Raw genomic sequence first — 25,972 nt, 5'->3', positions numbered from 1 at the left:
CTTAGCCTGATCGGGTAATCTTATTGGCAGGGATCTGTTTATGATTCCTTGCCATAACAATAAACAGTTTGCTCGAGGGTTGGATGGCATCCATTACAGATAAGCGTTTGATTTTTATTCTAGGCAACGACGGCGCAGGCAAAACAACTGCTGCTGCGGCACTGGCGTTGTTGGCCTCGCGTCAAGGTAAGCGTGTGTTGGTGGTCTCCACCGACCCTGGGCAGCGTTTAGGTCATACCTTCGCCTGGGAAATCGGTGAACAGGGCGCTGCGGTCTGTGCCGGCGTGCATGCGTTAGAGATTGACTCAGCCAAAGAAGAGACATTGTTTGAGCGTATTTGCACACTGATTGAAGACGCTGAAGATTACTATGACTTGGTGATTTTTGATAACGCCCCGATGGCGTCAGCTACGACAGACTTATCATCAGAGTGCCAAGCGTTATTTGAACGCTGTCAGCGCCGTTTTCAAAATCCGGACAATACTGCCTTGCTATTTGTTATGACAGCGGACTCAGCCTCAGTTAAGAGCGCTGCAAGTGCGCTTGAATCGCTGTCGGCAAGCGCACTGCCATTACAAGGCTTGCTGATCAATAAAACGTTACCAGAAAATAGTCCGATTAGCGGCAAACTGTCTGAGCACCCCCAATACTGTCTGCCATTAATGCCAACGGAGATTCATGGCATCGGTGCGCTACAACAAATCGCGGTGTTGCTGCAGCAAAGTGGCCTGTAATGAAGCTTTCCAGCAAGACACAAAAAATGGGCCGAATGGCCCATTTTTATTGTCTTGGAGAGTGCTTGTTAACTGGCCGCTTTTAGGGGGTGGTCATCGGGTAGCATTCGATCGATCCAAATGGCCAGTTTGTGTTTCATACCGGGCAAGTCTTCTTTATCCGGTGGCAGGGCGACTACTAACTTGTCTTGTACTAATAAGCGGTAGAGAGATTCGACTTTGAGATTAGCGGATGTCTCGGCTGAGAAGGCTGCATAGCCACGCTTTTGGGCGTAGGATTCACCGACTTGCATGGCTTTCTTAACGAGCTGGGCTTCATTCTTCAATTTTTTCATAAGCACCTCCGTTATGGCGTTCTTTGCAGTCTAGAGCAAAACGGCGCCCAACAACACAGCAATCGTATTGAAAGCCAAGCAGTAAGAATGTGATGGACTTAATGTTGACGTAAGCGCTCCGCCCATTTGCCTTGGTGAGTTCGCTCACAGGCTTCTTCATTGTCCAGAAAGAGATGTTTGTTGACGTCTTTCAGAGCGATATTAAGGGCCTTTAAACGCGCCTTGAGGTTGTTTTGTAAACTGGCCAAGTGAGGGCTCTGAGCAAATGCTTGTTGTGCTTGCTCTGACTCAAAAATACAGACGACCTTTAAGCTTTGTGGAAAACGATCGTAGTCAACCAAGTGCGTCAGCCACTGAAACTGGACCTGTAGATCAAGCAGTTCGTCACACAGTTCGGTGAGGGTTTCACGGATTTGGTTATCCAGCTTTTTGTCCGTTTTACGCATGGTTGGCCTCGTTATGGGGGATTTTTGAATGGCGCATTATTATAAAAAATTTTTATTCAAAACGCGTCAAGTGATTGTTGTATATCGGAACAAAGTGAACAATGCCCTCATTTGTTCTAGTATCAAGGGTATCGATAGCAAGGCCTAACGTAGGAGTAGAGATGTCTGATGTTGCAGACGGTCAGCGCAGTGAGCATGAAAAAATTGAGCTGGAGCATGATGCGGCTAAGATCTTTATGCGCTGGTACGAAGGCAATACTGGCAAGAAAATACGCCATATTTGGCACAATCAGCCTCAGCGCCCCGACGTTTCTTGTATGTTTGAAGGCGAGCGCTTAGATCTAGAGATTGCTCACTTGTATGGCTCCGAAGCAGAAGCAATGGCGATTCTGGGGCGTTACCTCACCGAGCAAACGAAGCAAGAGTTGCACACCTTAGATCAAGAGCCCCATGAACGCTTGCTAACCGCTTTAAACCGAATTTTGTTGAACAAAGCGGGTAAAAATTACCATTCAAAACGTGTCTGGCTGGTGATCCGCAATGCCCATCCACAATGGACCAAAGAAGACATCAAGGGGCTGATCGGTCACATCAGTGTGCCGGATAACCATCCCTTTGAAAAAATCTGGATGGTCGGGGATATGGAAGGTAAATCCGGTATTGTGCGCCTCTACCCTTAGCGATGCACTGACGAGCCGCTAACCATCAGTCTCGACGATGAACGCATTGCCCCATGGCATAAGTGGCTTTGATAGCGCGATCGTCTGCCAAAATCATCAAAGCGAATAGGGTGTCTTGAATGCTGCTGGAGCGTGCTAAACGGGTGTTGAGCAGCGGTGTTGCTGCTTTGTCCAAGATCACGAAGTCGGCTTCTGTGCCGACGGCCAAATTGCCCACTCTATCTTCTAGGCGTAATGCTTTGGCCCCGCCAAGGGTGGCAAGGTAGAAGGACTTCATCGGATCTAGGTTCTGGCCTTGCATTTGGATGACTTTGTAGGCTTCGTTTAGAGTACTGAACATGGAAAAACTGGTGCCGCCGCCGACATCTGTGCCCATGCCGACATTGACCTTGTGGAGCTCTGCTTTTTCTAAGTTAAACAGACCGCTGCCGAGGAAGAGATTAGAGGTTGGGCAAAAGGCGATGGCTGAGCCGGTCTCACTTAAACGCTGATATTCCTGATCACACAAATGAATGCCATGGGCAAACACAGATCGCTCGCTGAGCAATTGATGCTGATCGTACACGTCTAAGTAGTGACTGGAGTCGGGAAACAGCGCCTGCACCCATTCGCACTCTTTGAGGTTTTCGGAAAGGTGTGTGTGCAGGTAGAGGTTGTCGAATTCAGAGAGTAATTTGCCCGCTTGGGCGAGCTGCTCAGAGCTTGAGGTCGGGGCGAAGCGTGGCGTGACCGCGTAATGTAGACGACCCTTTTCATGCCAATTTTCAATCAGTGCTTTCGAATCTTGGTAACTGCTTTCGGGGGTGTCGGTTAAATAATCTGGCGCATGGCGATCCATCATCACTTTGCCGCAAATCATGCGTAAATCTTGCGCTTCAGCCGCTTCAAAAAAAGCCTCAACGGACGCCTTGTGCACAGTGCCAAAGACTAGGGCAGTGGTGGTGCCATTGCGTAATAGCTCTTCTAAGAAGCGCTTCGCTACCTGGCTGGCGTAGTCTTTATCGGCGAATTTGCGTTCTTCTGGAAAGGTATAGGTGTTGAGCCAATCCAACAGCTGCACGCCGTAGGAGGCAATCATATCGCTTTGTGGATAGTGAATATGGGTATCGATAAAGCCTGGAATGATTAACGCGTTACTATGATGCTCAACGTCGATGTCTGGCGACAAACTGGGTAACAGTGTTTGAGCATCACCTAGGGCGCTGATGTGGCCATCTTCGACCACCAGTAGACCATCTTCAAAGTATTGGAAGGCTTGCTCGTGAGCGACGTCTGTCGGGTTGGCAATGCAGTGCAGGATGGCTGAACGCCAAGCTTTTATTATAGGCATGTGTTCTCAATATTCGCTAAATGGGGTTATGCTTTTGTGGTTCAGGACTTTGACCGATTGTTTATTATTAGTCAATGAGCCAACGTCTAACGTTAGCTCATACGCGGGCGAAATGCTAAGCCGCGACATCGATAAAGATGGCGCGGAAGTCGTTTACATTAGTCAGCGTTGGTCCAGTGATGACGGATTGGCCGATTTTCTCAAAAAAGGTATGGGCATCGTTATCGCCAAGGTATTGCAAAGCGTTCATCCCTTTATGAACGGCATCAGCTAATGAATATTCGGTGATCATAGCGCCTGCAATCTCGGCTGTGCCATCCACGCCATCCGTATCGCAAGCGATGGCGGAAATACCGTGTGCCCCTTGCAGCTCAATGGCGAGGGACAATAAAAATTCTACATTCGGACCACCGACACCTTGGCCTTTGACCGTCACCGTGGTTTCGCCTCCTGACAGTAACAAACAGGGCGGTTTAATCGGCTGTTCAAAGTGACGCACTTGGCGAGCGATACCGGCCATGACTTTGCCGGCTTCTTTGGCTTCACCCTCGATACTGTCACCCAGAATAAGGCTTTTTATGCCCAGTTCTTGGGCCCGTTTGGCGGCGGCTTCGAGCGCCATTTGTGGTGTCGCAATCAGTTTGTTAGTGCAATGAGCGAGGCGGTGATCCTCAGGGAACAGGGTTTCATAAGCCCCTTTTTCGAGTTTCTCGCGCACCACATTGGAGATTTCAATGGCGTATCGGTCGATGATCTCTAAGGCATCTTGGCAGGTGGTGGTGTCTCCGACAGTTGGACCTGAGGCAATCGCTGATAGCGCATTGCCCGGAACATCTGACATGATCAAAGTGGTGACTTTGGCAGGATAGCAGGCCGCTGCGAGGCCGCCTCCCTTAAGTTGTGATAAGTGGCGGCGCACGGTATTCATCTCGATGATGTTTGCACCACTTTTGAGCAAAGCACTGTGGATGACCTGCTTTTCCAGTAAGCTGATTTCATCGTAAGGTAAAGGCATTAAGGCTGAGCCACCACCTGAGATCAGTACCACCACTTGATCTTGTTCGGTTAGGCCTGTGACCCGCTGCAGGATGGCTTTGGCGGCGCGTAGGCCGTTTTCATCGGGGACTGGGTGAGCGGCTTCGATAATGTCTATTTTCTCGCATGGCACAGCGTAACCATAACGGGTCACCACCAGCCCTGATACCTCACCTCTAAAGTTCTGCTCAAAGGCTTGCGCCATGGCGGCTGAGGCTTTGCCAGCGCCGATGACGATGGTGCGGCCAGCGGCGGGGCAGGGCATGTGCCTGGGCACACAGCGATGGGGGTGCACCACGTCTAGAGCGGCTTCGAATAAAGAATGCAATAACTGCGTGTGAGCGGTCGTCGAGCTGGTCATCGGTTATCTCCCTCTGGTTACCTTGGGTAGGCAGTGCCAAAACGCCAGTCTTAGCGTACACAGAGGTTATGCAGTATCCATACCACGCCGTTTGCAATAGCGGATACAAGCGTGCAGGAAGGTGGCGACTCCGACCCCAGCACAGTCGGCCCAAAAGTCGCCCCATTCGCCGCGACGATGGACATAGGGTTGGATCAGCTCAATTAAGCCGCCGCACAGGGTAATGAGGAAGGCCAACCACAGATAACGACGTGTTGGGCCGAAGGCACACAACATCGCCCAGAAGGCAAAGCCCAGCACGTGGTGTAATTTATCGGAGCCAGGAGGCGTGCCCAGAGAGGACGCTGGCATCAGCGTCGCTAACGAAACAGCCAATGCCCCTAGGATAAAGCCTAAGAGCTGTGTGTTTGGGCTGAACAGCCAACGACGCCCAAACATGATTAACGCAGGACGCGAGAGCGGATGGTACGGCCCTTGATTTTCTTGGTGGCGAGTGCTTTCACCACTTGGCGCGCGTGGCGCTGCTCAATGGCCACATAGGCTTGGAAGTCGAAGATATCGATTTTACCGACCGCACTTTTCTCAAGGCCAAGACCCGCCGTCAGGGCGCCAAGAATATCGCCTGCACGCAGCTTGTTTTTCTTACCCGCGTCAAAGGCGATGGTCACGACTTCCGGCTGCAGTGTGAAATTACCTGGGCAAGTGCCTAATGACAGGAACTCTGGTTCTATGGCAAAACGCTCGGCGATGTCGGCCAGTTTGTAGTCTTCGCGATCGGTAATAAAACTCACCGCGATGCCTTCTGCGCCAGCACGGGCGGTACGACCGATACGGTGCGTGTGCACATCGATATCGCGCGTTGTGTCGTAGTTGACGACCAAATCGATTTCTTTGACATCGATACCACGGGCCGCGACATCGGTGGCCACTAACACGGAACAGCTCTTATTGGAGAAACGCACCAATACTTGGTCACGCTGTTTCTGCTCAAAGTCACCGTGAATCGCCAAAGCGCTGACATTGTGATCGGTTAGCCATTCCGCGACTTCGTCACACTCGGCTTTGGTGTTACAGAACACAATGACTTGGTTGGGCTCAAAATGCGACAAGGTGTCTAGCAGACGTTGCGGTTTTTCACTGTTGTTGGCGCGCACGAAGTATTGATCAATGTTCGGACGAGTGGCTTCTTCCACTTCGATTTTGACAAAGCGCGGCTGACGCTGAAACTCTTCGCTGATACTGGCAATGTTGTCACCGAAGGTCGCTGAAAACAGCAGGGTTTGACGCTGTTTAGGCGTCAGGGCAACGATATCGCGAATACTGTCGATAAAGCCCATGTCGAGCATACGGTCGGCTTCGTCCAGTACCAGGGTATTGATGCCGCTAATATCCAGATTGCCTTTGCGCAAGTGCTCCATAATGCGTCCAGGCGTCCCTACTACGACATGAGCGCCATGCTCCAATGAAGCAATCTGTGGGCCGAATGGCATACCGCCACACAGGGTCAGTACCTTAATGTTTTCTAAGTAGCGCGCTACTTTGCGAATTTCTTTCGCGACTTGGTCGGCCAGTTCTCGAGTCGGGCACAACACCAAACTTTGGCAGCCAAAATAACGTGGGTTCAGTTGCATCACCAAACCAATGGCAAAGGCTAGGGTTTTACCACTGCCCGTTTGCGCTTGTGCAATGAGGTCTTTGCCCGCTAAAACATCCGGCAAGGCCTGTTGTTGAATCGGGGTAAAAGCAGTGATGCCCATGTCCGCAAGAAGTTGCGTCATTTTAGGCGGAAGGGTGTCAGCAAGCTGCAAAGGAGTTGATGCGTTCAAGAGAATGTCCAGTTAAGAAAAATTTGTCGCAGTCTAGCAAATTTTAATGGGCGCCACTATTTATAGGATGAAAGGAAACCGATAAATATCTGTAAGAGCTACTCGAATGAGTGCAGCGAGTCCCTTGTGAATTATATTGCCCATCTTCATATCGCCAAATTAACGCACACCTCCTATGCCGGGAATCTGTTAGGGGATTTTCCGTGGCAACCGGACCCCAAACAAAGGGCACTCTGGCAGGGCTGGCGTTTGCACCAAGCGATCGACACCTTTGTTGATGCCCACCCACAATCACAGCGTTTCAAAACGTTGCCAAGAACTGGACGTCGACGTTTTGCGGGCATCGTGCAAGATATATTGATGGATTACTGGTTAGTGCGCTTGTGGTCGCAATTTGATCAGCAGCCATTTGACCACTTTGCGCACCAGGTGGTGCAGCAATTGTCGCGCGACAAGCCACTATGTCCTGAGCGCTTGCAAGGCATGATAGGTTCGTTAGAGCAAAACAACTGGTTGGCTGATTTGGGGACTGATTGGGGCGTGAACGAGCGATACGTTCGATTCAAAGACGTTGGCCGTTAGGACATCATTTAGAGCCCTTCATTGATGAGTTGCCCTTATTGTTGCAGCAAGCAAAAGAACCGTTTCTGGTGCTTTATCCAGAGGTCTTGGAAGAGGCGCAAAGAAAACTTCGGGAAGGTTTTAACTGATTGAAATAAAAAAGAAAAGCCGCAGTGATGGCACACTGCGGCCCAAAGGGCGATAGCCCGATCGAGAGAACACCCAGAGAGAACCTAAGTGTCGAATACACTGCAGTTTCTGGATGTTTTGCAGTATAGGGTGGGTTGGATTTTACTGCGTTGACTCAGGTCAGTTTTAAGAACTGAGCAGGAAATAAGGTCGGTTTTAGTGTTAAGCGGCTGATTGAAAGTACGTTTTTGTCATCGTCACGGAGTTTTTAGCATTGTGATCTAAACTTTATGGTAGACTGCGCGCCAAATTTTGAATCGTAACAAAGAGGTGAAAACGTGAGCGTTCAATGGTTCCCTGGGCACATGAATAAAGCTCGACGCGAAATCGAGAATGTCATGACTCAAGTAGACCTCGTCATTGAGGTTTTGGATGCCCGTATTCCAGACTCCAGTCAAAACCCAATGTTAACCACTCTACGTGGCGATGTGCCGGTCTTGCGTTTGCTTAATAAAAAAGATTTGGCCGACAAAGGCCGTGTCAATCGTTGGTTAGAGCATTGGCGCGATGCGGACCAAATTACCGCTTACCCATTCAGTACCCAAGACAAAGCCGATTTGGCCAAACTGTCTAGCTGGGTACAAAAGTTGGTGCCACACCGTGGCTCAGCAGAGAAGCCGATCCGTGCCATGATTGCCGGGATACCAAACGTCGGTAAATCTAGCCTAATGAATGCTTTGCTTGGGAAACGTGTGGCCAAAGTGGGTAACGAGCCAGCGGTGACCAAAGCCCAGCAAAAACTGCGTGTGAACGACGGTTTCCAAATACTCGACACACCAGGGATTCTGTGGCCCAAAATTGAAAACCCAGATGCCAGCTATCGTCTTGCCGTGACTGGTGCTGTGCGTGATACGGCCATTGATTATGAAGATGTGGCGGTCGTGGGGTTGAAGTTCTTTATTGCCGATTACAGCGATGCCTTGATCACCCGTTACAAATTGAAAGAAGCGCCGGTGGACGCCGTGGAAACGCTCAAGATCATTGGCTCGAAGCGAGGCGCATTGCGTGCCGGCGGCAAGATTGATATGCACAAGGCGGCTGAGGTGTTTTTATCCGATGTCCGCAGTGGCGCCATTGGCCCGTACGTTATGGAAACACCTGAAATGGTGGCCGACGAGTGGGTCAAAGTTGAGCAAGTAAAAGCAGAAAAAGAAGCCGCGCGACAAGCACGTCTAGCGGCTGCGGTGCCGCAACGTCAGCAACAGCAAAACGTGGAATACCGCCAAGATCAAGATAAAGCTCCCATTAGTGATGAAAAAGAGTGAGGTAGTGCTCTATGGATTATGAAATTGCATTTGACCAAGAAGAAGGCGCCTACCGCGTATTCGCTGACGTAGAGTTTGCTGCGCTCGCTGAATGGGTCAGTGAGTATTTAACAGACAAAGAAACCGTACAGCGTGTTTGGCAGGCGGCGTCTTTGGCGGAAAAAGAGCAGGAAGTCACCGAGTTCAAACACGGGATCTTTCAAGTCGTGATCAGCTCGGAAGGTGTGGCGGTGAAACGTCGCATTGACATGAGCCAAGCGGAAGATGAAATCAAAGCCATGTTTGATACCCAAAGCGCCTTCTTTCAGGCCTCAAACGATGGTGTGGAAGCCGAGTGTGGCTTAGATGATCTCATTGATCTGATTGAAAATTGGCATGATTTTCAGCAATAAGTTGTTCCTGTTGTAGTCAAGGTTTACACTAACACCTGTTTTTAATGATGTCCTTTAGGAGCCATTATGCTCATCGAATTGGAAAAAGCCCGAACGCGTAAGAATGTCGTACGTATCTTTCGCGAAGAAATCGACGGACCAGATAACTGGACAGATGGATTTATCATCGCGGCAAACGAAGAAATGGTGCTGATGCAGTTGGTGGACGATGGTGTTCACTTAAATGGTTATCAGATTCTATTTCTAGAAGACATTAGCGACTTTATGCACCCAGCGCCGTTTAATGACTTCCAAAAACGTGTTCTAGAGCTACGTGGTGAAGACATTGAAGACCCAGAAGTTGAGCTAGAAGATCTTGCGGTTCTGCTAATGGACATCAGTGAAGAGTTTGGCTTGGTCACCATTCACCGTGAAGAGGTGGATGCTGACGGTTGTGAGATCGGCCGTGTTTTGCGTGTCGATGCAACGACCTTTGAGCTAGAAGAAATTGGCTCCGATGCGCGTTGGTTTGATGAAACCTACGAATACGATCTATACGACATCACACGCATTGAGTTTGGCAGTTCCTATGAAGACGCCTTGTTATTGGCGAATGAAGACATGGGTGAAGATGCCTACGAGTTAGTGGAATTCGACGACGAAGACGAAGCACAAAGCTAACAGCGTCATGAAAATGTAAAACAAAAGGGGAAAAGCATGCTTTTCCCCTTTTTTATGCCTGCTTTTTAGAACCAGAGGTTACACTTTCAACGTATGAATACAGTCACTTAATTTAGGATGAATTGATGAAAAAGCTTTCTAGATGGATGTTGGCGTTGGTGTTGGTGGTGGTCTCCGGTTGTGCGGTATTTGCGAGCCATAACTTGGACGACATCTTTGGTCCCGCCAATAGCCAAAATCGCCAGCTGGTTGCCACTGAGTACAGTGCGCCAGTGTCCGATAACTTTTATCAGGAACAAGTGCGCCCCATTTTAGAAAGTCGCTGTATCAATTGTCATGCCTGTTATGATGCTCCTTGCCAGATCAAATTAACCGCCGTTGGCGGCATTGAGCGTGGTGGCAGTAAAGATAGAGTGTATCAAGGTGATCGCCTGTTAGCGCTTGAGCCGACGCGTCTTTACGAAGATGCGCGCACCACCCAAGCGTGGCGTGAAAAAGGCTTCTATCCGATTTTGAACGAGCGTGAACAAAGCCCAGCCGCCAACCTTCAGGGCAGTGTGTTGTATCGGGCAATTGCCTTGCGCCGTCAGCAAGGGGAGTTTGACAGTGATGTGCTACCAGCGGATCAGTATGACTTTTCTCTTAATCGTGATCAACAATGTCCCGCTATCGAAGAGTACAATACCTTTGAAACCACTCACCCCACGTGGGGCATGCCCTATGGATTACCTCAGTTAACCGATCACGAGTACGCCGTGCTGACCAAGTGGCTGGTCAAAGGTGCGCGCATGCAGGCGACATCGAATGTGCCAGACAGTGTGCAAAGCCAAGTAAGCCAGTGGGAGCAGCGCTTAAATGGGGATTCGCTGAAAGCACAGTTGGTCAATCGTTACATTTATGAGCATATTTATTTATACAGCTTATATTTTGATGACGAGGCCCGCTACACCTATAAACTGGTGCGTTCGAGCACCCCGCCAGGTGAACCAATAGAGCGCATCAGCACACGTCGTCCCTACGATCACCCTGGAGTGGATCGTGTTTATTACCGCCTATGGTTAGACCCTGAAAGCCGAGTGCAGAAGACCTTTATCCCGATGCAGTTGGACGATGCTCGTTATGCGCGTTGGCATGACTGGTTCTATCAAGCGGACTACTCCGTCACGCAAGCGGGCAGTTATCAGCCTGCAGTCGCCAGTAACCCGTTTGAATCGTTTGCGCAAATTCCGGGTAACAGCCGTTATCGCTTTTTGTTAGATCACGCGCAAAACACCATCATGGCCTTTATAAAAGGGCCTGTTTGCCGCGGACAGGTGGCGGTGAATGTGATCAATGAGCAGTTTTGGGTGTTTTTTGTCAACCCAGATCTAGAGCTACACAACATTGGTAGTGCTTTCCTTGAGCAAAATGCGTCGTCCTTGGCTTTGCCTGCATCGCAGAGCAGTAATGCCTTGCCGATCACCTCTTGGGTGCTCTATTCAGAGAAACAAAAAAACTACCTAGCGGCCAAGGCCGGTTTGCTTGAAGTCATGGGTGAAAACGGTATGCACTTTAATACCGAAATGATTTGGGATGGCGAAGGCGAAAACAGTAATGCCGCCCTCACGGTGATGCGCCACTTTGATAATGCCTCCGTTGAAAAAGGGCTAGTAGGACCTGAGCCAAAAACCGCTTGGGTCATTGACTACCCATTGCTTGAGCGCATTCATTATCTGTTGGTTGCAGGCTTTGATGTGTTTGGTAATGTTGGACACCAGCTGGTGACGCGCTTGTACATGGATTTCCTACGTATGGAAGGGGAGATGAACTTCCTCATGTTCTTACCCCGAGAGGAGCGTGCAGCGGTACGTGAATATTGGTATCGCCAAACCAATCAAACCATCAAGAATTATATTTTCAGCGACCTGCTGCAGGTGGATGTGCCTTCGAAGGTGGCTTATCAAACGGCGGACCACAAACGCGAGTTTTTAACCATCATAGAGCAGCGCTTGGCCCCCGTGTTATCGCAGCAACATGAGTTGTCCCAGTCGTTATTGCAACCGTCGACTCAAGCCGCGCTGTTAAGTTTGCAGGAATTGCAAGGTCGTCCTGTTGTGCCTTTCCCTGAGTTGGCGATGATGTTGATTGAGCGTGAGGGGCAGGCGGATGCGGAACTGGTAACGATTGTTCATAATCGCGGCCATTACAACATCACCAGTTTATTAGACGAAGAATCTACCGTGGCACCGCAAGAGGATCGTTTGATGGTGGTACGTGGTATTGTGGGAGACTACCCGAATGTGTTGCTCAGAATGACAGAACAACAGGTGCCGGCATTCGTCGCTGCCGTGACTGCGATTCAGTCAGAGTCAGACTATACTGCCTTGCTAGATCAGTACGGTGTGCGCCGTACCAGTGATCAGTTCTGGGCTACCAGTGATGAAATAGCACGTTTGAATAAGGCCATGAAGCCACTTTCTAGCGGTATATTGGACTACAATCGCTTAGAAAATCGCTAGTCGGCCAGATGAAAAGCTTTGCTGTGAGGCAAAGCTTTTTTGTTTAGGGCTAGGCGGCTTGGTAACCTTCTAATAAATGTTGCCAAGCCTGCTGGTTGTATTCAAAACGGCTCAGCTTTTTCAGCTCCTTGTCGAACGAGCGTTGCAGACGTTCTAGATTGTTCTTTTTCCAGCCAGCGCTGTTGTCCTTGATAGCGCATTTATCAAAGTCGATCAGCCATACTTGATCTTGTTCGTCGAGCATGATGTTGTGACAGTTCAAATCGCTATGAAACACATTGTGATCATGAAAGCGGCGAATGGTGTGACCAATGTTGCGCCATATGTCGTCTGTAAGAGTGCCCTGTTGCAAGATTTGAAATAAATCGCGCGCATTAGGGATGGCTTGGGTTAACAACCAGGCTTGGTAAGACACGCCTTCGCGGCGCACTAAGCCGGCCATCGGCGTGGGCGCGGGCAACTTCAGTTTTTGCAGCGTTTCTAGCAACGCCAGTTCTTTGTACGCACGCGTGTGCTCAAGTGGCTGTGCTAAAAACGAGAACTTATTGAATTTCCCGATCAAGCCACCACGGCGATACTGTCGCAGTACGGCGGTGGCATGGGGGGTGTCCACGAACCACACGGTGCCTCGCCCTGTGGCGGTGTTGAGTAATTTATGTTGTGCTTGCCAGTACTCAGGCTGGAACCATTCCTTGGTTATCCCTTTGTTATTTGGGCTAATGAAAACAATGTCGCTGCTTGCGGTAGGGTGAATGCTTGGCATGAAAATAATCTAAAAAAATGAATGAGATGACGCTATTTGGGAGCCATTTTGAATGGCGGGTATTTTATAATAGTTCTCATATATTTAAACAGCCCTAAGGGGATGAAATGGATCAGACAATTACTAACATAGCGGTCATCCGGCTGTCTGCTATTGGCGATGTGTGCCATGCCATGGCCGTGATCGCGGCGTTACAAAAGCGCTATCCGAAGGCGCAGATTACTTGGATCACCGGCCCGGTTGAAGCACAGCTAGTCCGTTTGCTGCCAGGGGTGAAGGTACATGTGTACGATAAAAAGTCGGGTGTCTCTGGCATGTTGGCTCTGCGCAAAGCCTTGTCATCGATTCAGTTTGATGTGCTGCTGCATTTGCAATGGTCGTTGCGTGCAAGCCTGTTAAGTAAAATGCTGCGTGCCAAGCGTCGCATTGGTTTCAAAAAGACCTATTCTCGTGAAAAGCAGCATTGGTTCGTCAATGAATTTGGTGAAGAGCCACGTTCTCCCCATGTGTTGGACTCATTTTTGGCCATTGCGGCGAAGCTGCAAGTCACCGATATCCACTTGCCGTTAGCGTTAACGTTACCGGACGCCCCAGGTGGCTTACCTGAAACCTATGTGGTGATTAATCCGAGTGCTTCTAAGGCTGAGCGCAATTGGACCCTCGACGGTTATCAGGCCGTTATAGACTGGTGCGCTGAGCAAGGTTTAGCGGTCGTGTTGACGGGCGGCCCTAGTGACGCTGAGAAAGCAATGGCTGCGCAACTGCATGGCTCTCATGTGACCGATCTCGTTGGACAGACCAACTTGGCGCAAATGCTGAGCGTATTGCAGGGGGCGAACTGGGTGCTAAGCCCTGATACGGGGCCAGCGCATATGGCAACGCTAGTCGGCACGCCCGTGGTCGGGCTCTATGCGCATTCAAATCCGCAGCGTACTGGCCCCTTTAGGGATCTGGATAAGGTGGTGAGCGTCTACGAGCAATGCGCGCAGCAGGAATACGGCAAGCCGGTCAGCGAATTGCCTTGGGCTAGCCGTGTGCATGACCCTAAGGCCATGCAGCAGATCACAGCCGAGCAGGTGATTGCCCAGCTGGTATTCGTCAATGGGTCGTGACTTATAGAAGGTTTTGCTCGGCAAGCTTAAGGTCCAAGGTGGCCTTAAGCAGCTTGTAAAGGTTCACTGAGGCGTCGATCTCTTCTTTACGGTTGGTCAAACTCTCGATGTTTAAGCCAAGCGGAATGCCCAGCGGTAACGCCACTTCGATAATTTGCTCAAGCGCAGAGCGACAAATCTTAATCGATTCATCCAATGGGTTTTCAGCATCCAAAATACGGAATTTCGTGGCGTCTGGCACCGAAATACCGAGCCATTCCATAAAGCTCAACGTCTGTTCACTACCGCAAGGGGTGAATGTTAGGATGACACGCTTCGGTGTTTCACCGTTTTCTCGACAAGTGCGGGCGTATTGGCTCAGCATGTCAACCGTGGCTTGTGGGTTATACACCGCTTGGGAAACGAAAAAGTCGCAGCCAGCAATGGTTTTATTCATCAAACGCACGTGCTCGTCGCCTTTGACTGCATGACGCTCTGCAATGGTGACACCGCCCAGATTGAAATCGTGCGGATTATTCTGCAAAGCTTTATAAGCTTGGTTCAGTGGCAGCGCGATATTGCCGTCAGATGAAGGTGAGCCCACCAGTACGATGTCACGAATGCCATAATCTTCCCAAGCAGAGTTTAACCACTGATTGAATTCGGCCTCTGTGCGAGAAGACACACTTTTGTAAGTGATCACAGGCTTGATTGCCAAAGCTTGCAAGCGTTTCGACCAGTCTAGTGGATCGTGCGTCTGCATGTATGGGAACGGGCGCGGCTTGGAGATGCGGCTGCTCTCGTCCTGAATGTCGTATACGATTAAACCATCGACTTCAATCTGTCCTAAACGGTCCAGCAGCTTTTGGCCGATTTCGTTAAGCTGTGCATCGTCTTCAATCGTGTTTCTCGGTGGCGTAGTACCGATAAAGTAAACTCCACGATTTGGGTCTTGAAATTTGCGTGCTAGTTCAGTGGTCATTTGGGGCTCGTTAATCTCTATGTGAAGTTTAGTTTTCTGTAATCTTTTTGATGGTGCTTAGTGTACCAGTGAATCTAATTCAAGATCATCTATACTGATTTGAATAATATTGTAGTTGAATTGAATGTCGTTAATTTGCTGTATTAGGAATATTTCATGTCCCGTATTAATTTGGAGCCCATCACACAAACAGATGGCGCTTATCCGCCAGTCGAGACTTGGCACCCTGAGTGTTGTGGTGACATGGACCTAATCATCAAGGCCAATGGCGACTGGCTGCATGAAGGGGAAGTGATCCAGCGGGAGAAAATGGTGACCCTGTTTTCACGCATCCTGTGGCGTGAGCAGGACGAGTATTTTCTGGTGACGCCGGCGGAGAAAGTGCGTATCCAAGTGGAAGATGCACCCTTCCAGATTGTGCGCTATGAGCAGAGTTTGGATGAGCAGGGCCGTCAAATATGGCGCTTTTTCACCAAAACCAATGACGTGCTGACCTTAGGGGTCGACAGCGATATTGAATTGTTCGAGCGTGCTGATGCGTTATTGCCTTACGCCTCTGTACGCCATGGCATGTGGGCCAGTTTTCATCGCAATGTGTTCTATCAATTAGTTGAACAAGCTACGCTGGTGGAGAGCAAAGAGGGGATGTTGGTGCAATTGGTCAGTGCCGGTAAAGCCTACACTTTAGGCACTTTTCACGAAATGTAGCGTATTTAAGGTGTCCGTTTAGAGAGCCCCTGCGCTATAATACGCTCCCGAAAAAAATACTTTTATAAGGTGAAGCGATTGTTATTCTCTGAGTTTGATTTAGATAGCCGACTAATGAAGTCTTTTGGCCACTTTGGCTTTGAGCACACGACTGAAATTCAGGCGCGTGCGATTCCAGAGGCGATGGCTGGTAAAGATCTTTTGGCGTCATCGAAAACCGGCTCAGGGAAAACCTTGGCGTACCTGTTACCCGCTGTACATCGCCTTTATACGCGCAAAGCGTTAGCGAAACGCGACCCTCGTGTATTGATTCTAGTGCCTACCCGTGAGTTGGCGAAGCAAGTATACGCCACTTTGCGTACTTTGATCGCTGGCACACGCTTTAGCTCGATCTTGGTACTGGGCGGCGAGAACTTTAACGATCAACATAAAAACTTTCAGAAAGACCCACACTTTGTGGTGGCGACACCGGGGCGTATGGTCGACCATTTGAAACAGCGCAACGTGTTTCTTGAGGGCTTGGAAATGTTGATCTTGGACGAAGCGGATCGCATGCTCGATTTGGGCTTTGCGGCCGATCTGCGCGCGATCAATAACGCCGCTAACCACCGTCGCCGTCAGACGCTGTTCTTTTCCGCTACGCTGGATGACACCGAAGTCAATGAATTGGCGCAGGAGCTTTTGTATGAGCCGGTGCGAGTAGCCATTGGTCATGGCCAAGATGAGCACCAAGATATCAAGCAACACGTGTACTTGTGTGATCATTTGGATCATAAGCAAGCGCTATTGCAGCATTTCTTAGAAACACTGACCATCAAGCAAGCCATTGTCTTCACTGCGACTAAGCAAGACACGGTGCGCCTAGCGGAGCTTTTGGCAACCTGGGGCCTAACAACGGGCAGTCTAAACGGCGATATGTCACAAAGTGCCCGTTCAAAAGTGATGGATGACTTTGCCCGTGGTAAGTTTAACGTGTTAGTGAGCACGGATCTGGCGTCACGTGGCCTCGATATTGCAAGCGTTTCACATGTGTTTAACTTTGATATTCCAAAACCTGCGGAAGAGTTTGTACATCGTACTGGCCGTACCGGTCGTGCTGGTTTCCAAGGGGATGCCATTTCTTTAGTAGGGCCAAAAGACTGGTTTAACTTTAAAGAAGTGGAAGACTACCTAAAGCGCAGTTTTAGCATTTCCACGGTAGAAGGCTTAGAGCCGACCTTTACCGGCATTACACAAAAGCGTGCGCCGCAGAAGAAAGCGAAGCATAAAGCCCCTGTCAAAAACAAAGCGCCAAAAGCGCAAAAGAAACCCGCTGCCCGTAAAAAAGTGGTGTTTCACGATAATGAGCAGCAAGGTTTTGAGCCGTTCCGTTTGCCAAAGAAATCGACTCAGACTGATTCTGAATAAGGTTTGAGCGACGGCTTTGGCATCATGTTTGCGCCCTAATAGGGCGCTTGTAAGAGTTGGAGTGTGACCTATTAACAGATTACCGCCTCTAAATTCATTAAAGTGTTTTGAGTCCGCGGCGCGTCATGGAAGTTTTAACAAGGCCGCCCAAGAGCTGAATGTCACCCCTTCGGCGATTAGCCATCAGATAAAGGGATTGGAAAGCTTTTTAGGCATCGAGCTGTTTCGACGAACCAAGCGCAAAGTGGTGTTAACCGAGGCCGGCGAAAATTACATCAAGCCGATCAAACAAATTTTTCAACAATTAGAACAGGCAACCGCCGACTTAAAGAGTGCCCAGCATGCGGGCTCGCTAAAACTAGCAGTGGCACCATCGTTCTTAACGCGTTGGTTGATGCCGCGCATGGAGCGCTTCCAAGCCCGTTACCCAGACATCGAGATTGAAATTCGTTCCTCCATGGGCTTGATTGACTTCTCCTTGGGGGAGATCGATATGGCGGTATATTTTGGTAACGGTGAGTGGTCCGATGTGGAAGCCCACTATTTGCGTCCGATTCGTTTGGCTCCAGTCTGTTCGCCAAAGTTAATTAAACCTGGCCAACCGATTAATGAGCCAGAAGACATGCGTTTATACCCGCTATTGCACGTCAGTAAGCGCAGCGATGAATGGCACGATTGGTTGGTGCAAAATGATCTTGATCCGAAGGTATTTCGCCGTGGATTGATGTTCTCCAGCGGCTCTCTAACGGCTGGCGCGGCGGCACAGGGGTTAGGGATTGCACTGGCGGATGTCAGCTTGGTGACACCTGAGATTGAATCGGGTCAACTGCAGGTGCTGTTCGATAAACAATTGGATACCAATCGCTCCTTTTACCTAGTATTTGAAAAGAAACGTGCTTTGACGCCTGCCATGGCGGCGTTTAAAGAATGGATCATTGAAGAAATGAATGATGGTTGAGTCCTCAGCCATTTTAAAGTTGGCTAGCTGCAGGTTAGCCGTGTTTGACCACAGTGAGTGTGTTTATGTCTCTACAAGTAAATAGCTATTTTGATGATGCCGTGAAGTCGATTGCCCTAGAAAACGCAGAAGGTACCTCGACCGTGGGTGTGATGAGCATCGGTGACTATGAGTTCGGTACATCGCAGCGCGAATACATGACCGTAGTGTCCGGTTATCTAACGGTTTTGCTGCCAGGTGAAACAGAGTGGAAAACGTTCGCAAAAGGCGAAACCTTTATCGTTGAAGCAAACCAGAAGTTTGGCGTGAAAGTAACCGAAATCACAGCTTACTTGTGTCGTTACGAATAATCGTTTGATGATTTCTCGTGCATTAAAAAAGAGGCCATGGGCCTCTTTTTTAATGTTTAATGCTCAGTGGTGGGTTTAGCCACCCACCACATTCACAAGTAAGGTCACTTTGTCGCCCGGTTGTACGTATTTCTTACTGCCAACTTTTGGGTTCCATTTGCGAATCTCATTGACACTGACGTTGAACTTATTCGCTACCACCGCTAGGGAGTCACCAGAACGGATGGTGTAGACCACACGTTTGACCACCGAGCGAGCATTACGCTGACTGCTCTTGCCAGACTCAGGCTTCATCCAAACGGCCAGTTTCTTGCCTGGGTGAAGAGGGTCGCCAAGGCCCATGCTGTTCCAGCGCGCTAACGTTTTCGTGTTAGTGTTGTATTTCTGAGCAATGCTCCACAAACTGTCGCCGCTCTCAACCGTGTAGTTGACCTTAATTCGGTTTGAGCTTGGCGAGCGTGACTGCTTTTTAAGTAGACGCTGATGCGAGCTGAGTGTGTAGCTAGCCGCACTTTGTCCGGCTACTGGGATCATCAACTGTTGACCGACTCGGATGAAGCTGCTGGAGATCTTGTTGATGTCCTGCAGTACTGCGACGGTAGTGTTGTGATCACGTGCTACTGCACCTAGGTTATCGCCTGCTTGCACCGTATAACGGACCCAAGTCACGCGCTCTTTCGGGGGTAAGGTCGCTAACTTAGTGCGAAAGGCATCAGCCGAGTCGACTGGCACAAGTAACTTGTGCGGGCCATCAGGTGAGGTTGCCCATTGGTTGTAAGCTGGGTTAAGCAGGTAGATTTCGTCGATGCTTACGTCCGCCATTTCAGCCGCTTGAGCGAGGTCGATTTGGCCACCAGTGTTGACTTCTTCGAAGTAGGGTTGGTTAGCGATAAAGTAATTTTCGTAGTCGTATTTAGCGGGATCTTTCATGATCTTCGCTAATGCTAGCAATTTTGGTACGTAGGCGCGGGTTTCCGCTGGTAGGTCTAGGTTCCAAAAGTCGGTAGGTTTCCCGGCTTTTTTATTCTTGCGAATGGCGCGCATCACAGTGCCTTCACCAGAGTTGTAGGCCGCTAGTGCGTGTAACCAATCACCATCAAACATCTTATTAAGACGAGTTAGGTAGGTGATCGCTGCTTGAGTAGAGAGTTTGATGTCACGACGACCATCTAACCACCAAGTTTGCTCAAGACCGTACATCTGCCCTGTAGAAGGGATGAACTGCCAAGGCCCTGAGGCGCGTCCATGGCTGTAACCAAATGGGTCAAAGCCACTTTCTACGATTGGCAACAGTGCAATCTCAAGTGGCATGTCGGCTTTCTCAAGTTCTTCGACAATGTAGTGCAAGTAGCGTTCGCCACGTTTTGATACACGATCTAGGTAAGAAAGGTGGGTGCTGAACCAGCGTAGCTGCGACTTCAAACGTGGCTGGTCAATGTTTAGATTAAGCTGGTAGCCTGCACGGATGCGCTCCCAAAGGTCTTCCTCTGACAGGTTAGCATCTAGCGTGTCTGCGCTTTTCTTTGCCATGAGTTTGGCATCGTCTGGTCGAACAGGTTTGACTGTATCAATAAAGTCGACGCCATTGGCGTCGGCTTCCGGAGCGCCAATGGCCTCGTTCTCAGCGTCGATTTCAGCAATATCCGCTGGTTGTTGTGTCAAAGACTGACAGCCAGTTAGGATGCTGCCCGCAAGTAGGGCGATGAGTAAGTTTCTAGTCATTCTGCTCACATAGTTATATATATTTGCCTGCATTCTAAGGATTGGCCTATAGAGGTCAACTAAAAGGCGTCCTTTGCACGGCGGATCTGCGCGAATCCGTTGATCAAATCTTGCGCGGGTTGCTCGTTTAGAAGGGCGGCCGCACCTACGACTACTTCTTGCCAGTCAAAACGCATGAAAGGGTTAGTTTGTGTTTCCAGTGCAATACTTGAAGGTATTGTTGGGATATTTTGATCACGAAGGGCTTGTGCTTCGTTGTTGGCTGCGATTAGCGCTGCGTTATGGCCATCAATGGCTAATGCAAAGCGATAATTGGCAAGCGTATATTCGTGCGTGCAATAGACCTGTGTGTTCTGTGGAAGTTCACGCAGTCGCGTCATGGCGTTCAGCATCTGCGCTGGACTGCCTTCAAATAATCGACCACATCCACCACGGAACAAGGTATCACCACACAATAAGATCGGGTCTTGTTGTTCTGCCTCAGCAAAGTAACACAAGTGATCTAGGGTGTGCCCTGGGGTCTCTAGCACCATAAACTCTGTTTGCCCAACCATGACACTGTCACCTTGTGTTAACGGGTGGGTGACCAGCTCGGGGCTGAGCGAAGCAGGGCCATAAACAGGGCAATTAAAGCGCGCGCTGAGTTCAGGGACGCCGCCAGTATGATCTTTGTGGTGATGCGTTAGCAAAATACCGGCAAGCGTGACGTGTTGGTTCTGGCAATAATCCAGTACGACTTGAGCGTCGCCTGGGTCGACTGCCCATATGGTTTTTTGCGTAGCGTCATTCGTGATCCAGATATAGTTGTCATTAAATGCGGGTAACGGAAAAAATGTCATATGCCCAACGTTATGTTTAAATATTGATGAATAGACCCTATACCAATAAATAGGTATCTGGTTAGCTTACGAAAGAGAGCATTGTATGTTGGATAACCAATCAAGACAATTATTCCAAGATTGGTACAACACCGAATTGGGTCAGCGCTTGTTAAATGAAGAGCATGATCACATTGAGCGAGCGCTTGATAATTTGGTGGGCTACTATCTGGTGCAGCAATCTCCACTGGGCGAGCTGGCGTTTCATAACCACCGTATGCGTGAAACCATTTCGTTGTCGCCGGTGCTTGAGTTAGGGGCCAGTCACACCACAGTCGTGGCCAATATGAGTGAGCTGCCGCTGGAATCGGATGGCATTGATGCGCTTGTTTTGCACCATACCCTAGACTTATCCGAGGATCCCCATCGTGACCTGTATGAGGTGGCGCGTGTGTTGCTGCCCAGCGGCAAGTTAATCATTGTTGGTTTTAACCCCTTCAGTTTCTGGGGCATACGCCACTGTTGCTCAAAACGTGTGCGGGCGCCTTGGTCAGCGCGCTTTATTTCCCACCGGCGTTTAGAGGACTGGCTCAAAGTTGCGGGATTAACACTCGAAAATATTGAGTTTATTGATTACGATATGCCGTTTAAATCCGACAAATGGCGTCAACGTAGCCATTGGCTTGGTCATGGCATCAAAGCCCTGAAGCTGCCACTGGGTGGGGTGTATATCATGACGGTCACGAAACAGACGCGTCGCTATATCCCATTGAAACCACGCTGGAAGCCAAGCAAGGTACGGGTGCCGCCATTAACCAAACCGACCATCAAAGAGATTAAGTAATTTAATGAAAGAAGTGACGCTCTATACCGACGGCGCATGCAAAGGCAATCCTGGCATAGGCGGTTGGGGCGCTTGGCTAACGTTCGGTCCCCACGAAAAACGATTGTGTGGTGGTGAGCACGATACCACCAATAACCGCATGGAATTGATGGGGGCGATTGAAGGGTTAAAAGCGTTAAAAGAGCCTTGTCAGGTGGCTTTGTACACCGACTCTTCCTATGTGCAGAAAGGCATTACTGAGTGGCTGGCAGGCTGGAAGCGTAAAGGCTGGAAGACCGCCTCCAAGCAACCGGTTAAGAACCAAGATCTGTGGCAGCAGCTTGATGAAATGTGTCAAAAACATCAGGTGGAATGGCATTGGGTCAAAGGTCATGCGGGGATTGAAGGCAATGAAATCGCCGATGAGTTGGCCAATCAAGGCATTGAAGAATTGAGAGCGCGTGCATGAGACAAGTTGTTCTAGATACGGAAACAACCGGTATCGACCCGAAACAGGGTCACCGTATCATTGAAATCGGTTGTGTTGAAATGGTGGGGCGTAAGCTGACCAAGCGCCATTTTCACGTCTACATTAACCCTGAACGTGAAGTGGAAGAAGAAGCTTTCAATGTCCACGGCATCAGTAATGAGTTTCTAGCGGACAAGCCGAAATTCGCTGCGGTGGCGCAGGAGTTCCTAGATTTTATCGAAGGCGCTGAATTGATCATCCATAATGCGCCCTTCGACGTGGGCTTTATTGATCACGAGTTCTCGATGGTGGGCAACTTCCCGAAAGTAGCCGATGTCTGCACCGTTTTTGATAGCTTGGTCTACGCGCGTCGTAAGCACCCAGGGCAGAAAAACAACCTAGATGCTCTATGTCGTCGTTACGGTATTGATAACTCCCACCGTGAACTGCACGGCGCCTTATTGGACTCGGAGATCCTTGCGGACGTCTATCTGCTGATGACCGGTGGTCAGATCACCATGGGTGGTTTTGGTGGTGATGGCGACGAGGGAGAGGAAGATCGCACAGCGATTCGCCGTATTGCGGCAGATCGCCCACGTTTGAAAGTGCTCAAAGCCAATGGCACAGAGCTTGAAAGCCACAATGAACGCTTGGATTTAATCGATAAAAAATCAGGTTTATCCCTGTGGCGCAAGCTGGATAACCCTGAGCTGGCAGAAGCCTCTGAATAAAGTCGTGACCAATAACTGTTTGTAAACCATCAGTGAAAACGCCAAGCAGAGGTTTGCTTGGCGTTTTTTTTGGGCTGGATGGTGTGTTAACGCATCAAAAAATTCACGCAAAGACCACCGACGACGGACAGCACGATGGTGTAGGGCAGCGCCATCCAGACCATTTTGCCGTAGGACAAACGCAATAAAGGTGCAATGGCCGAGGTGAGTAGGAATAAGAAGGCCGCTTGTCCATTCGGTGTCGCCACACTCGGCAGGTTGGTGCCTGTGTTCACCGCGATCGCCAATAAGTTGAAATGTTCGCGATCGATCAAACCAGCGTCGAGCGCTGCTTTGATCTCGCTGATGTAAACCGTGGCGACAAAGACATTGTCACTGATGGCCGACAACAAACCATTGGCAATGAAGAACATAATCGGCTGCACGTCGTGGGGCTGTTGTAACACGATGTCGATAAAGGGTTGAAACAACTGTTGCTGATGAATCACGGACACGACACTGAAAAAGACCACCAATAGCGCGGTAAAAGGCAGCGCTTCTTCAAAGGCATGACCAATGCGGTGCTCGTCCGTGATGCCGTTAAAGGCCGTCAGCAAGACGATAACCATTAAGCCAACCAAGCCGACTTCGGCCACGTGAAAAGCCAATGACAGCACCAAGGCAATGGCGACCACCCCTTGTACTACTAATTGAGCGCGGTACTTTGGCGAGCTCTCGCTGGTTTCTTCTTCGGCAAAGCTTTTCAGGATGTTGCGCACGTTTTCTGGCAGTTTGGCACCATAATCAAACCAACGAGTCTTCTCGAGAACAATCACTGTCACCAAGCCCATCGCTAACACCGGCATGGACACAGGGGCGATGCGTATAAAGAACTCGGCGAAGTCCCAGCCGGCGACTTTGGCAATCAACAGGTTTTGCGGCTCGCCCACCAGGGTGCAGACCCCGCCCAGTGCGGTCCCCACGGCGCCATGCATTAATAGGCTGCGCAGAAAGGCCCTAAATTGCGCTAGGTCTTCTTGGTTGACCGGTAAAATAAGGTCGTCACCACTGTGGTCGTGGTTATTATTGTTGGGTTGGCCTGAGGCCACCTTATGGTAGACCGAGTAAAAGCCAACGCTGACACTGATCAGAACAGCCGTCACTGTTAAGGCGTCGAGAAAGGCGGACAGTAATGCGGCGGCAAAACTAAAGACTAAAGAGATGGCGACCTTGGAGCGGATGCGGATCAGCAGCTTGTTAAAAATAAACAGCAGCATGTCCTTCATAAAGTAGATGCCAGCGACCATAAACATCAGCAATAGAATGACTTCAATATTGCTTTCTAGCTCATGGTAGACGCCTGCGCTGGTGGTCAGGCCTAATAAGACGGCTTCAATGGCCAGTAAGCCGCCAGGTTGTAGTGGGTAGCATTTAAGTGCCATGGCGAGGGTGAAGATAAATTCAATGATCAGCAGCCAACCTGTGAGAAAGGGGCCCATGGTCATGAGAATAACGGGATTCAAGATTAAAAAAGCAATGATGGTTTGCTTGTACCAAAGTGGCGATGTCCCTAAAAAGTTATTGCCGAAAGCTTGGGATAGTGAGGCTTTCATTCCAATGCGCTCCTTCTATATGTCGCATGCTTAGACGAGAGTAGAAATACTAAGCAAATGGTTGTGAAAGCGCGACACAAATAATCAAGGAAAAGGCAATTAGCTATTGTGATATGGGTAACTGTCTCTATTATCATTGCTCTGAGACTTTAATATGAGCAAGCAGTTTAGGAGTAGGCATTGGAGTTTTTAGCAGATTACGCAGGTTTTTTAATACGCCTGTTAAGTGTGGCGTTGATCGTGCTGTTAATCCTTTCGGTAATTGCCAGTGGTAAGAACAAGCAGCGTAAAGCAGGCCACTTATCGATTACCAAATTGAATGAAGGTTACCAGTCGATGAAAAGCGAGCTGAGTAAGCAGCTATTCGACAAGAAAACCTTGAAGAAGCAGCACAAGGAAGAAAAAAAGCACAAGAAAGAACAGCATAAAAAAGCTCACCATGGCGACGTAAAAAAGCGGGTCTATGTGCTTGATTTTGATGGTGATATTAAGGCTTCTGCGGTGCAATCCCTACGTGAAGAAATCACCGCGGTGCTGAGTGTGGCAACGGCAAATGACGAAGTCGTGGTGCGCTTGGAAAGTCCTGGAGGGGTGGTGCATGGCTACGGTTTGGCGGCATCCCAATTACAGCGTGTTCGTGATAAAGGCATTCCGTTGACGGTGACCGTGGATAAGGTGGCCGCCAGTGGCGGTTATATGATGGCCTGTGTGGCAGATAAAATCGTTGCTGCGCCGTTTGCTATTTTGGGCTCGATTGGGGTCGTGGCGCAGGTGCCAAACATTCACCGCTTGCTCGAGCGCAATACCATCGATGTGGAATTGCATACCGCGGGCAAATATAAGCGCACTTTGACCATGCTAGGTGAAAATACTGAAGAAGGGCGCGAGAAGTTTAAGCAAGACTTGGAAGACACGCACGCTCTGTTTAAACGCTTTGTCTCGAACAATCGTCCCGTACTGGACATAGAAGCCATTGCCACCGGCGAAACTTGGTATGGCACGGAAGCGCTTGATAATAAGCTAGCGGATGCCGTGATGACCAGTGACACCTACCTGGAACAATTTTACGCAGAGTTTGATGTCTTGCAGGTCAGTTTCCGTGAGCCCAAAGCACTCACCGAACGACTTGGCTTAAGTGTCTTGTCGGCGCTGGAACAGAAAGCCACCGTGTGGCTCTCCAAAGTACTGAATCATCGAGGCTTCTAAAACCAAAAAATCCCGCTGACTGCGGGATTTTTTATGTCGC

Annotated in this window: 27 protein-coding genes; 16 read left to right on the top strand and 11 right to left on the bottom strand. The window is 49.5% G+C overall.

Annotated elements, in window-relative coordinates:
* Positions 1 to 83 precede the first annotated feature (83 nt).
* Positions 84 to 734: an ArsA family ATPase gene (locus tag MAQ5080_RS08205; RefSeq protein ID WP_067208798.1), complete on the top strand. Its 651-nt coding sequence runs from the start codon at positions 84 to 86 to the stop codon at positions 732 to 734.
* Between the two features lie 68 nt (positions 735 to 802).
* Here the strand turns inward: MAQ5080_RS08205 and MAQ5080_RS08200 are convergent, their stop codons facing one another.
* Together MAQ5080_RS08200 and MAQ5080_RS08195 are read right to left on the bottom strand one after the other, a co-directional pair.
* Positions 803 to 1,069 (bottom strand): DUF5062 family protein, encoded by a 267-nt coding sequence (locus tag MAQ5080_RS08200; RefSeq protein ID WP_067208801.1) that lies wholly within the window; start codon positions 1,067 to 1,069, stop codon positions 803 to 805.
* 98 nt (positions 1,070 to 1,167) lie between these two features.
* Positions 1,168 to 1,515 carry a Fis family transcriptional regulator gene (locus MAQ5080_RS08195; RefSeq protein WP_067208804.1) on the bottom strand — a complete coding sequence of 116 codons (348 nt, stop codon included), beginning with the start codon at positions 1,513 to 1,515 and terminating at the stop codon, positions 1,168 to 1,170.
* Between the two features lie 161 nt (positions 1,516 to 1,676).
* Between MAQ5080_RS08195 and MAQ5080_RS08190 the strand changes: the two genes are divergently transcribed.
* Positions 1,677 to 2,195, top strand: coding sequence for a hypothetical protein (locus MAQ5080_RS08190; RefSeq protein WP_067208808.1), 519 nt, complete (start codon positions 1,677 to 1,679; stop codon positions 2,193 to 2,195).
* A gap of 25 nt (positions 2,196 to 2,220) precedes the next feature.
* Here the strand turns inward: MAQ5080_RS08190 and guaD are convergent, their stop codons facing one another.
* From guaD to dbpA, 4 genes are all read right to left on the bottom strand, one after another.
* A complete protein-coding gene (gene guaD, locus MAQ5080_RS08185; protein ID WP_067208811.1) occupies positions 2,221 to 3,525 on the bottom strand; it encodes a guanine deaminase in 1,305 nt (434 codons plus the stop codon).
* Between the two features lie 115 nt (positions 3,526 to 3,640).
* Entirely contained in the window at positions 3,641 to 4,921 is a 1,281-nt protein-coding gene (locus MAQ5080_RS08180) for a glycerate kinase type-2 family protein (protein WP_067208814.1), read from the bottom strand.
* 66 nt (positions 4,922 to 4,987) lie between these two features.
* Complete coding sequence (locus MAQ5080_RS08175) at positions 4,988 to 5,359, bottom strand: VanZ family protein (protein WP_067208817.1); 372 nt, start codon at positions 5,357 to 5,359, stop codon at positions 4,988 to 4,990.
* Positions 5,360 to 5,361: 2 nt separating this feature from the next.
* Positions 5,362 to 6,747 carry an ATP-dependent RNA helicase DbpA gene (dbpA, locus tag MAQ5080_RS08170; RefSeq protein WP_269447865.1) on the bottom strand — a complete coding sequence of 462 codons (1,386 nt, stop codon included), beginning with the start codon at positions 6,745 to 6,747 and terminating at the stop codon, positions 5,362 to 5,364.
* Positions 6,748 to 6,873: 126 nt separating this feature from the next.
* On the opposite strand from dbpA, the gene MAQ5080_RS08165 reads away from it, so the two are divergent.
* The 5 genes from MAQ5080_RS08165 to MAQ5080_RS08145 all read left to right on the top strand — a co-directional run bounded on the left by MAQ5080_RS08165 (position 6,874) and on the right by MAQ5080_RS08145 (position 12,312).
* Positions 6,874 to 7,329 (top strand): ACP phosphodiesterase, encoded by a 456-nt coding sequence (locus MAQ5080_RS08165; RefSeq protein ID WP_231870811.1) that lies wholly within the window; start codon positions 6,874 to 6,876, stop codon positions 7,327 to 7,329.
* Between the two features lie 446 nt (positions 7,330 to 7,775).
* A complete protein-coding gene (gene ylqF / locus MAQ5080_RS08160) occupies positions 7,776 to 8,762 on the top strand; it encodes a ribosome biogenesis GTPase YlqF (RefSeq protein WP_067208824.1) in 987 nt (328 codons plus the stop codon).
* Positions 8,763 to 8,773: 11 nt separating this feature from the next.
* Entirely contained in the window at positions 8,774 to 9,154 is a 381-nt protein-coding gene (locus tag MAQ5080_RS08155) for a YacL family protein (RefSeq protein WP_067208826.1), read from the top strand.
* A gap of 66 nt (positions 9,155 to 9,220) precedes the next feature.
* Entirely contained in the window at positions 9,221 to 9,814 is a 594-nt protein-coding gene (locus MAQ5080_RS08150; RefSeq protein ID WP_067208829.1) for a hypothetical protein, read from the top strand.
* Positions 9,815 to 9,939: 125 nt separating this feature from the next.
* Positions 9,940 to 12,312 carry a fatty acid cis/trans isomerase gene (locus MAQ5080_RS08145; RefSeq protein WP_067208832.1) on the top strand — a complete coding sequence of 791 codons (2,373 nt, stop codon included), beginning with the start codon at positions 9,940 to 9,942 and terminating at the stop codon, positions 12,310 to 12,312.
* 49 nt (positions 12,313 to 12,361) lie between these two features.
* Here the strand turns inward: MAQ5080_RS08145 and MAQ5080_RS08140 are convergent, their stop codons facing one another.
* Positions 12,362 to 13,075, bottom strand: a complete 714-nt coding sequence (locus MAQ5080_RS08140) for a 3-deoxy-D-manno-octulosonic acid kinase (RefSeq protein ID WP_067208835.1) — start codon at positions 13,073 to 13,075, stop codon at positions 12,362 to 12,364.
* 107 nt (positions 13,076 to 13,182) lie between these two features.
* Here MAQ5080_RS08140 and MAQ5080_RS08135 point away from each other — a divergent pair, with 107 nt between their 5' ends.
* Positions 13,183 to 14,187, top strand: coding sequence for a glycosyltransferase family 9 protein (locus tag MAQ5080_RS08135; protein WP_067208837.1), 1,005 nt, complete (start codon positions 13,183 to 13,185; stop codon positions 14,185 to 14,187).
* 1 nt (position 14,188) lies between these two features.
* On the opposite strand, the gene MAQ5080_RS08130 is transcribed toward MAQ5080_RS08135, so the two are convergent.
* A complete protein-coding gene (locus MAQ5080_RS08130; RefSeq protein ID WP_067208840.1) occupies positions 14,189 to 15,148 on the bottom strand; it encodes a methylenetetrahydrofolate reductase in 960 nt (319 codons plus the stop codon).
* 156 nt (positions 15,149 to 15,304) lie between these two features.
* Here MAQ5080_RS08130 and MAQ5080_RS08125 point away from each other — a divergent pair, with 156 nt between their 5' ends.
* From MAQ5080_RS08125 to ppnP, 4 genes are all read left to right on the top strand, one after another.
* Entirely contained in the window at positions 15,305 to 15,856 is a 552-nt protein-coding gene (locus tag MAQ5080_RS08125; RefSeq protein ID WP_067208843.1) for a DUF1285 domain-containing protein, read from the top strand.
* Between the two features lie 114 nt (positions 15,857 to 15,970).
* Positions 15,971 to 17,263, top strand: a complete 1,293-nt coding sequence (locus tag MAQ5080_RS08120; RefSeq protein WP_156496547.1) for a DEAD/DEAH box helicase — start codon at positions 15,971 to 15,973, stop codon at positions 17,261 to 17,263.
* Positions 17,264 to 17,333: 70 nt separating this feature from the next.
* Complete coding sequence (gene gcvA / locus MAQ5080_RS08115) at positions 17,334 to 18,221, top strand: transcriptional regulator GcvA (protein ID WP_067208848.1); 888 nt, start codon at positions 17,334 to 17,336, stop codon at positions 18,219 to 18,221.
* Positions 18,222 to 18,286: 65 nt separating this feature from the next.
* Positions 18,287 to 18,571, top strand: coding sequence for a pyrimidine/purine nucleoside phosphorylase (gene ppnP / locus MAQ5080_RS08110; protein ID WP_067208851.1), 285 nt, complete (start codon positions 18,287 to 18,289; stop codon positions 18,569 to 18,571).
* A gap of 75 nt (positions 18,572 to 18,646) precedes the next feature.
* On the opposite strand, the gene MAQ5080_RS08105 is transcribed toward ppnP, so the two are convergent.
* Both MAQ5080_RS08105 and gloB read right to left on the bottom strand, forming a co-directional pair.
* The gene (locus tag MAQ5080_RS08105; RefSeq protein ID WP_067208853.1) at positions 18,647 to 20,293 is read right to left on the bottom strand and encodes a lytic transglycosylase; all 1,647 of its coding nucleotides are present in this window, start codon (positions 20,291 to 20,293) and stop codon (positions 18,647 to 18,649) included.
* A gap of 59 nt (positions 20,294 to 20,352) precedes the next feature.
* Complete coding sequence (gene gloB / locus MAQ5080_RS08100) at positions 20,353 to 21,132, bottom strand: hydroxyacylglutathione hydrolase (protein WP_067208856.1); 780 nt, start codon at positions 21,130 to 21,132, stop codon at positions 20,353 to 20,355.
* Between the two features lie 85 nt (positions 21,133 to 21,217).
* Here gloB and MAQ5080_RS08095 point away from each other — a divergent pair, with 85 nt between their 5' ends.
* From MAQ5080_RS08095 to dnaQ, 3 genes are read left to right on the top strand one after another with little or no spacing between them, the layout of a single operon-like run.
* Positions 21,218 to 21,955, top strand: coding sequence for a methyltransferase domain-containing protein (locus MAQ5080_RS08095; RefSeq protein ID WP_067208859.1), 738 nt, complete (start codon positions 21,218 to 21,220; stop codon positions 21,953 to 21,955).
* Between the two features lie 4 nt (positions 21,956 to 21,959).
* Entirely contained in the window at positions 21,960 to 22,403 is a 444-nt protein-coding gene (gene rnhA / locus MAQ5080_RS08090) for a ribonuclease HI (RefSeq protein ID WP_067208862.1), read from the top strand.
* Entirely contained in the window at positions 22,400 to 23,134 is a 735-nt protein-coding gene (dnaQ, locus tag MAQ5080_RS08085; protein ID WP_067208865.1) for a DNA polymerase III subunit epsilon, read from the top strand. Before rnhA ends, dnaQ begins: the two co-directional genes overlap by 4 nt.
* Before the next feature lie 86 nt (positions 23,135 to 23,220).
* Here dnaQ and nhaB read toward each other — a convergent pair whose 3' ends face one another.
* Complete coding sequence (gene nhaB / locus MAQ5080_RS08080) at positions 23,221 to 24,726, bottom strand: sodium/proton antiporter NhaB (protein ID WP_067208868.1); 1,506 nt, start codon at positions 24,724 to 24,726, stop codon at positions 23,221 to 23,223.
* 180 nt (positions 24,727 to 24,906) lie between these two features.
* Between nhaB and sohB the strand changes: the two genes are divergently transcribed.
* Positions 24,907 to 25,932 carry a protease SohB gene (sohB, locus tag MAQ5080_RS08075; RefSeq protein WP_067208871.1) on the top strand — a complete coding sequence of 342 codons (1,026 nt, stop codon included), beginning with the start codon at positions 24,907 to 24,909 and terminating at the stop codon, positions 25,930 to 25,932.
* The last annotated feature ends 40 nt before the right edge of the window (positions 25,933 to 25,972 follow it).

Origin of the sequence: Marinomonas aquimarina (assembly GCF_900089755.1) — a bacterium.
Taxonomy (GTDB): Bacteria; Pseudomonadota; Gammaproteobacteria; order Pseudomonadales; family Marinomonadaceae; genus Marinomonas; species Marinomonas aquimarina.
This window is presented reverse-complemented; position numbering and strand designations above follow the sequence as displayed.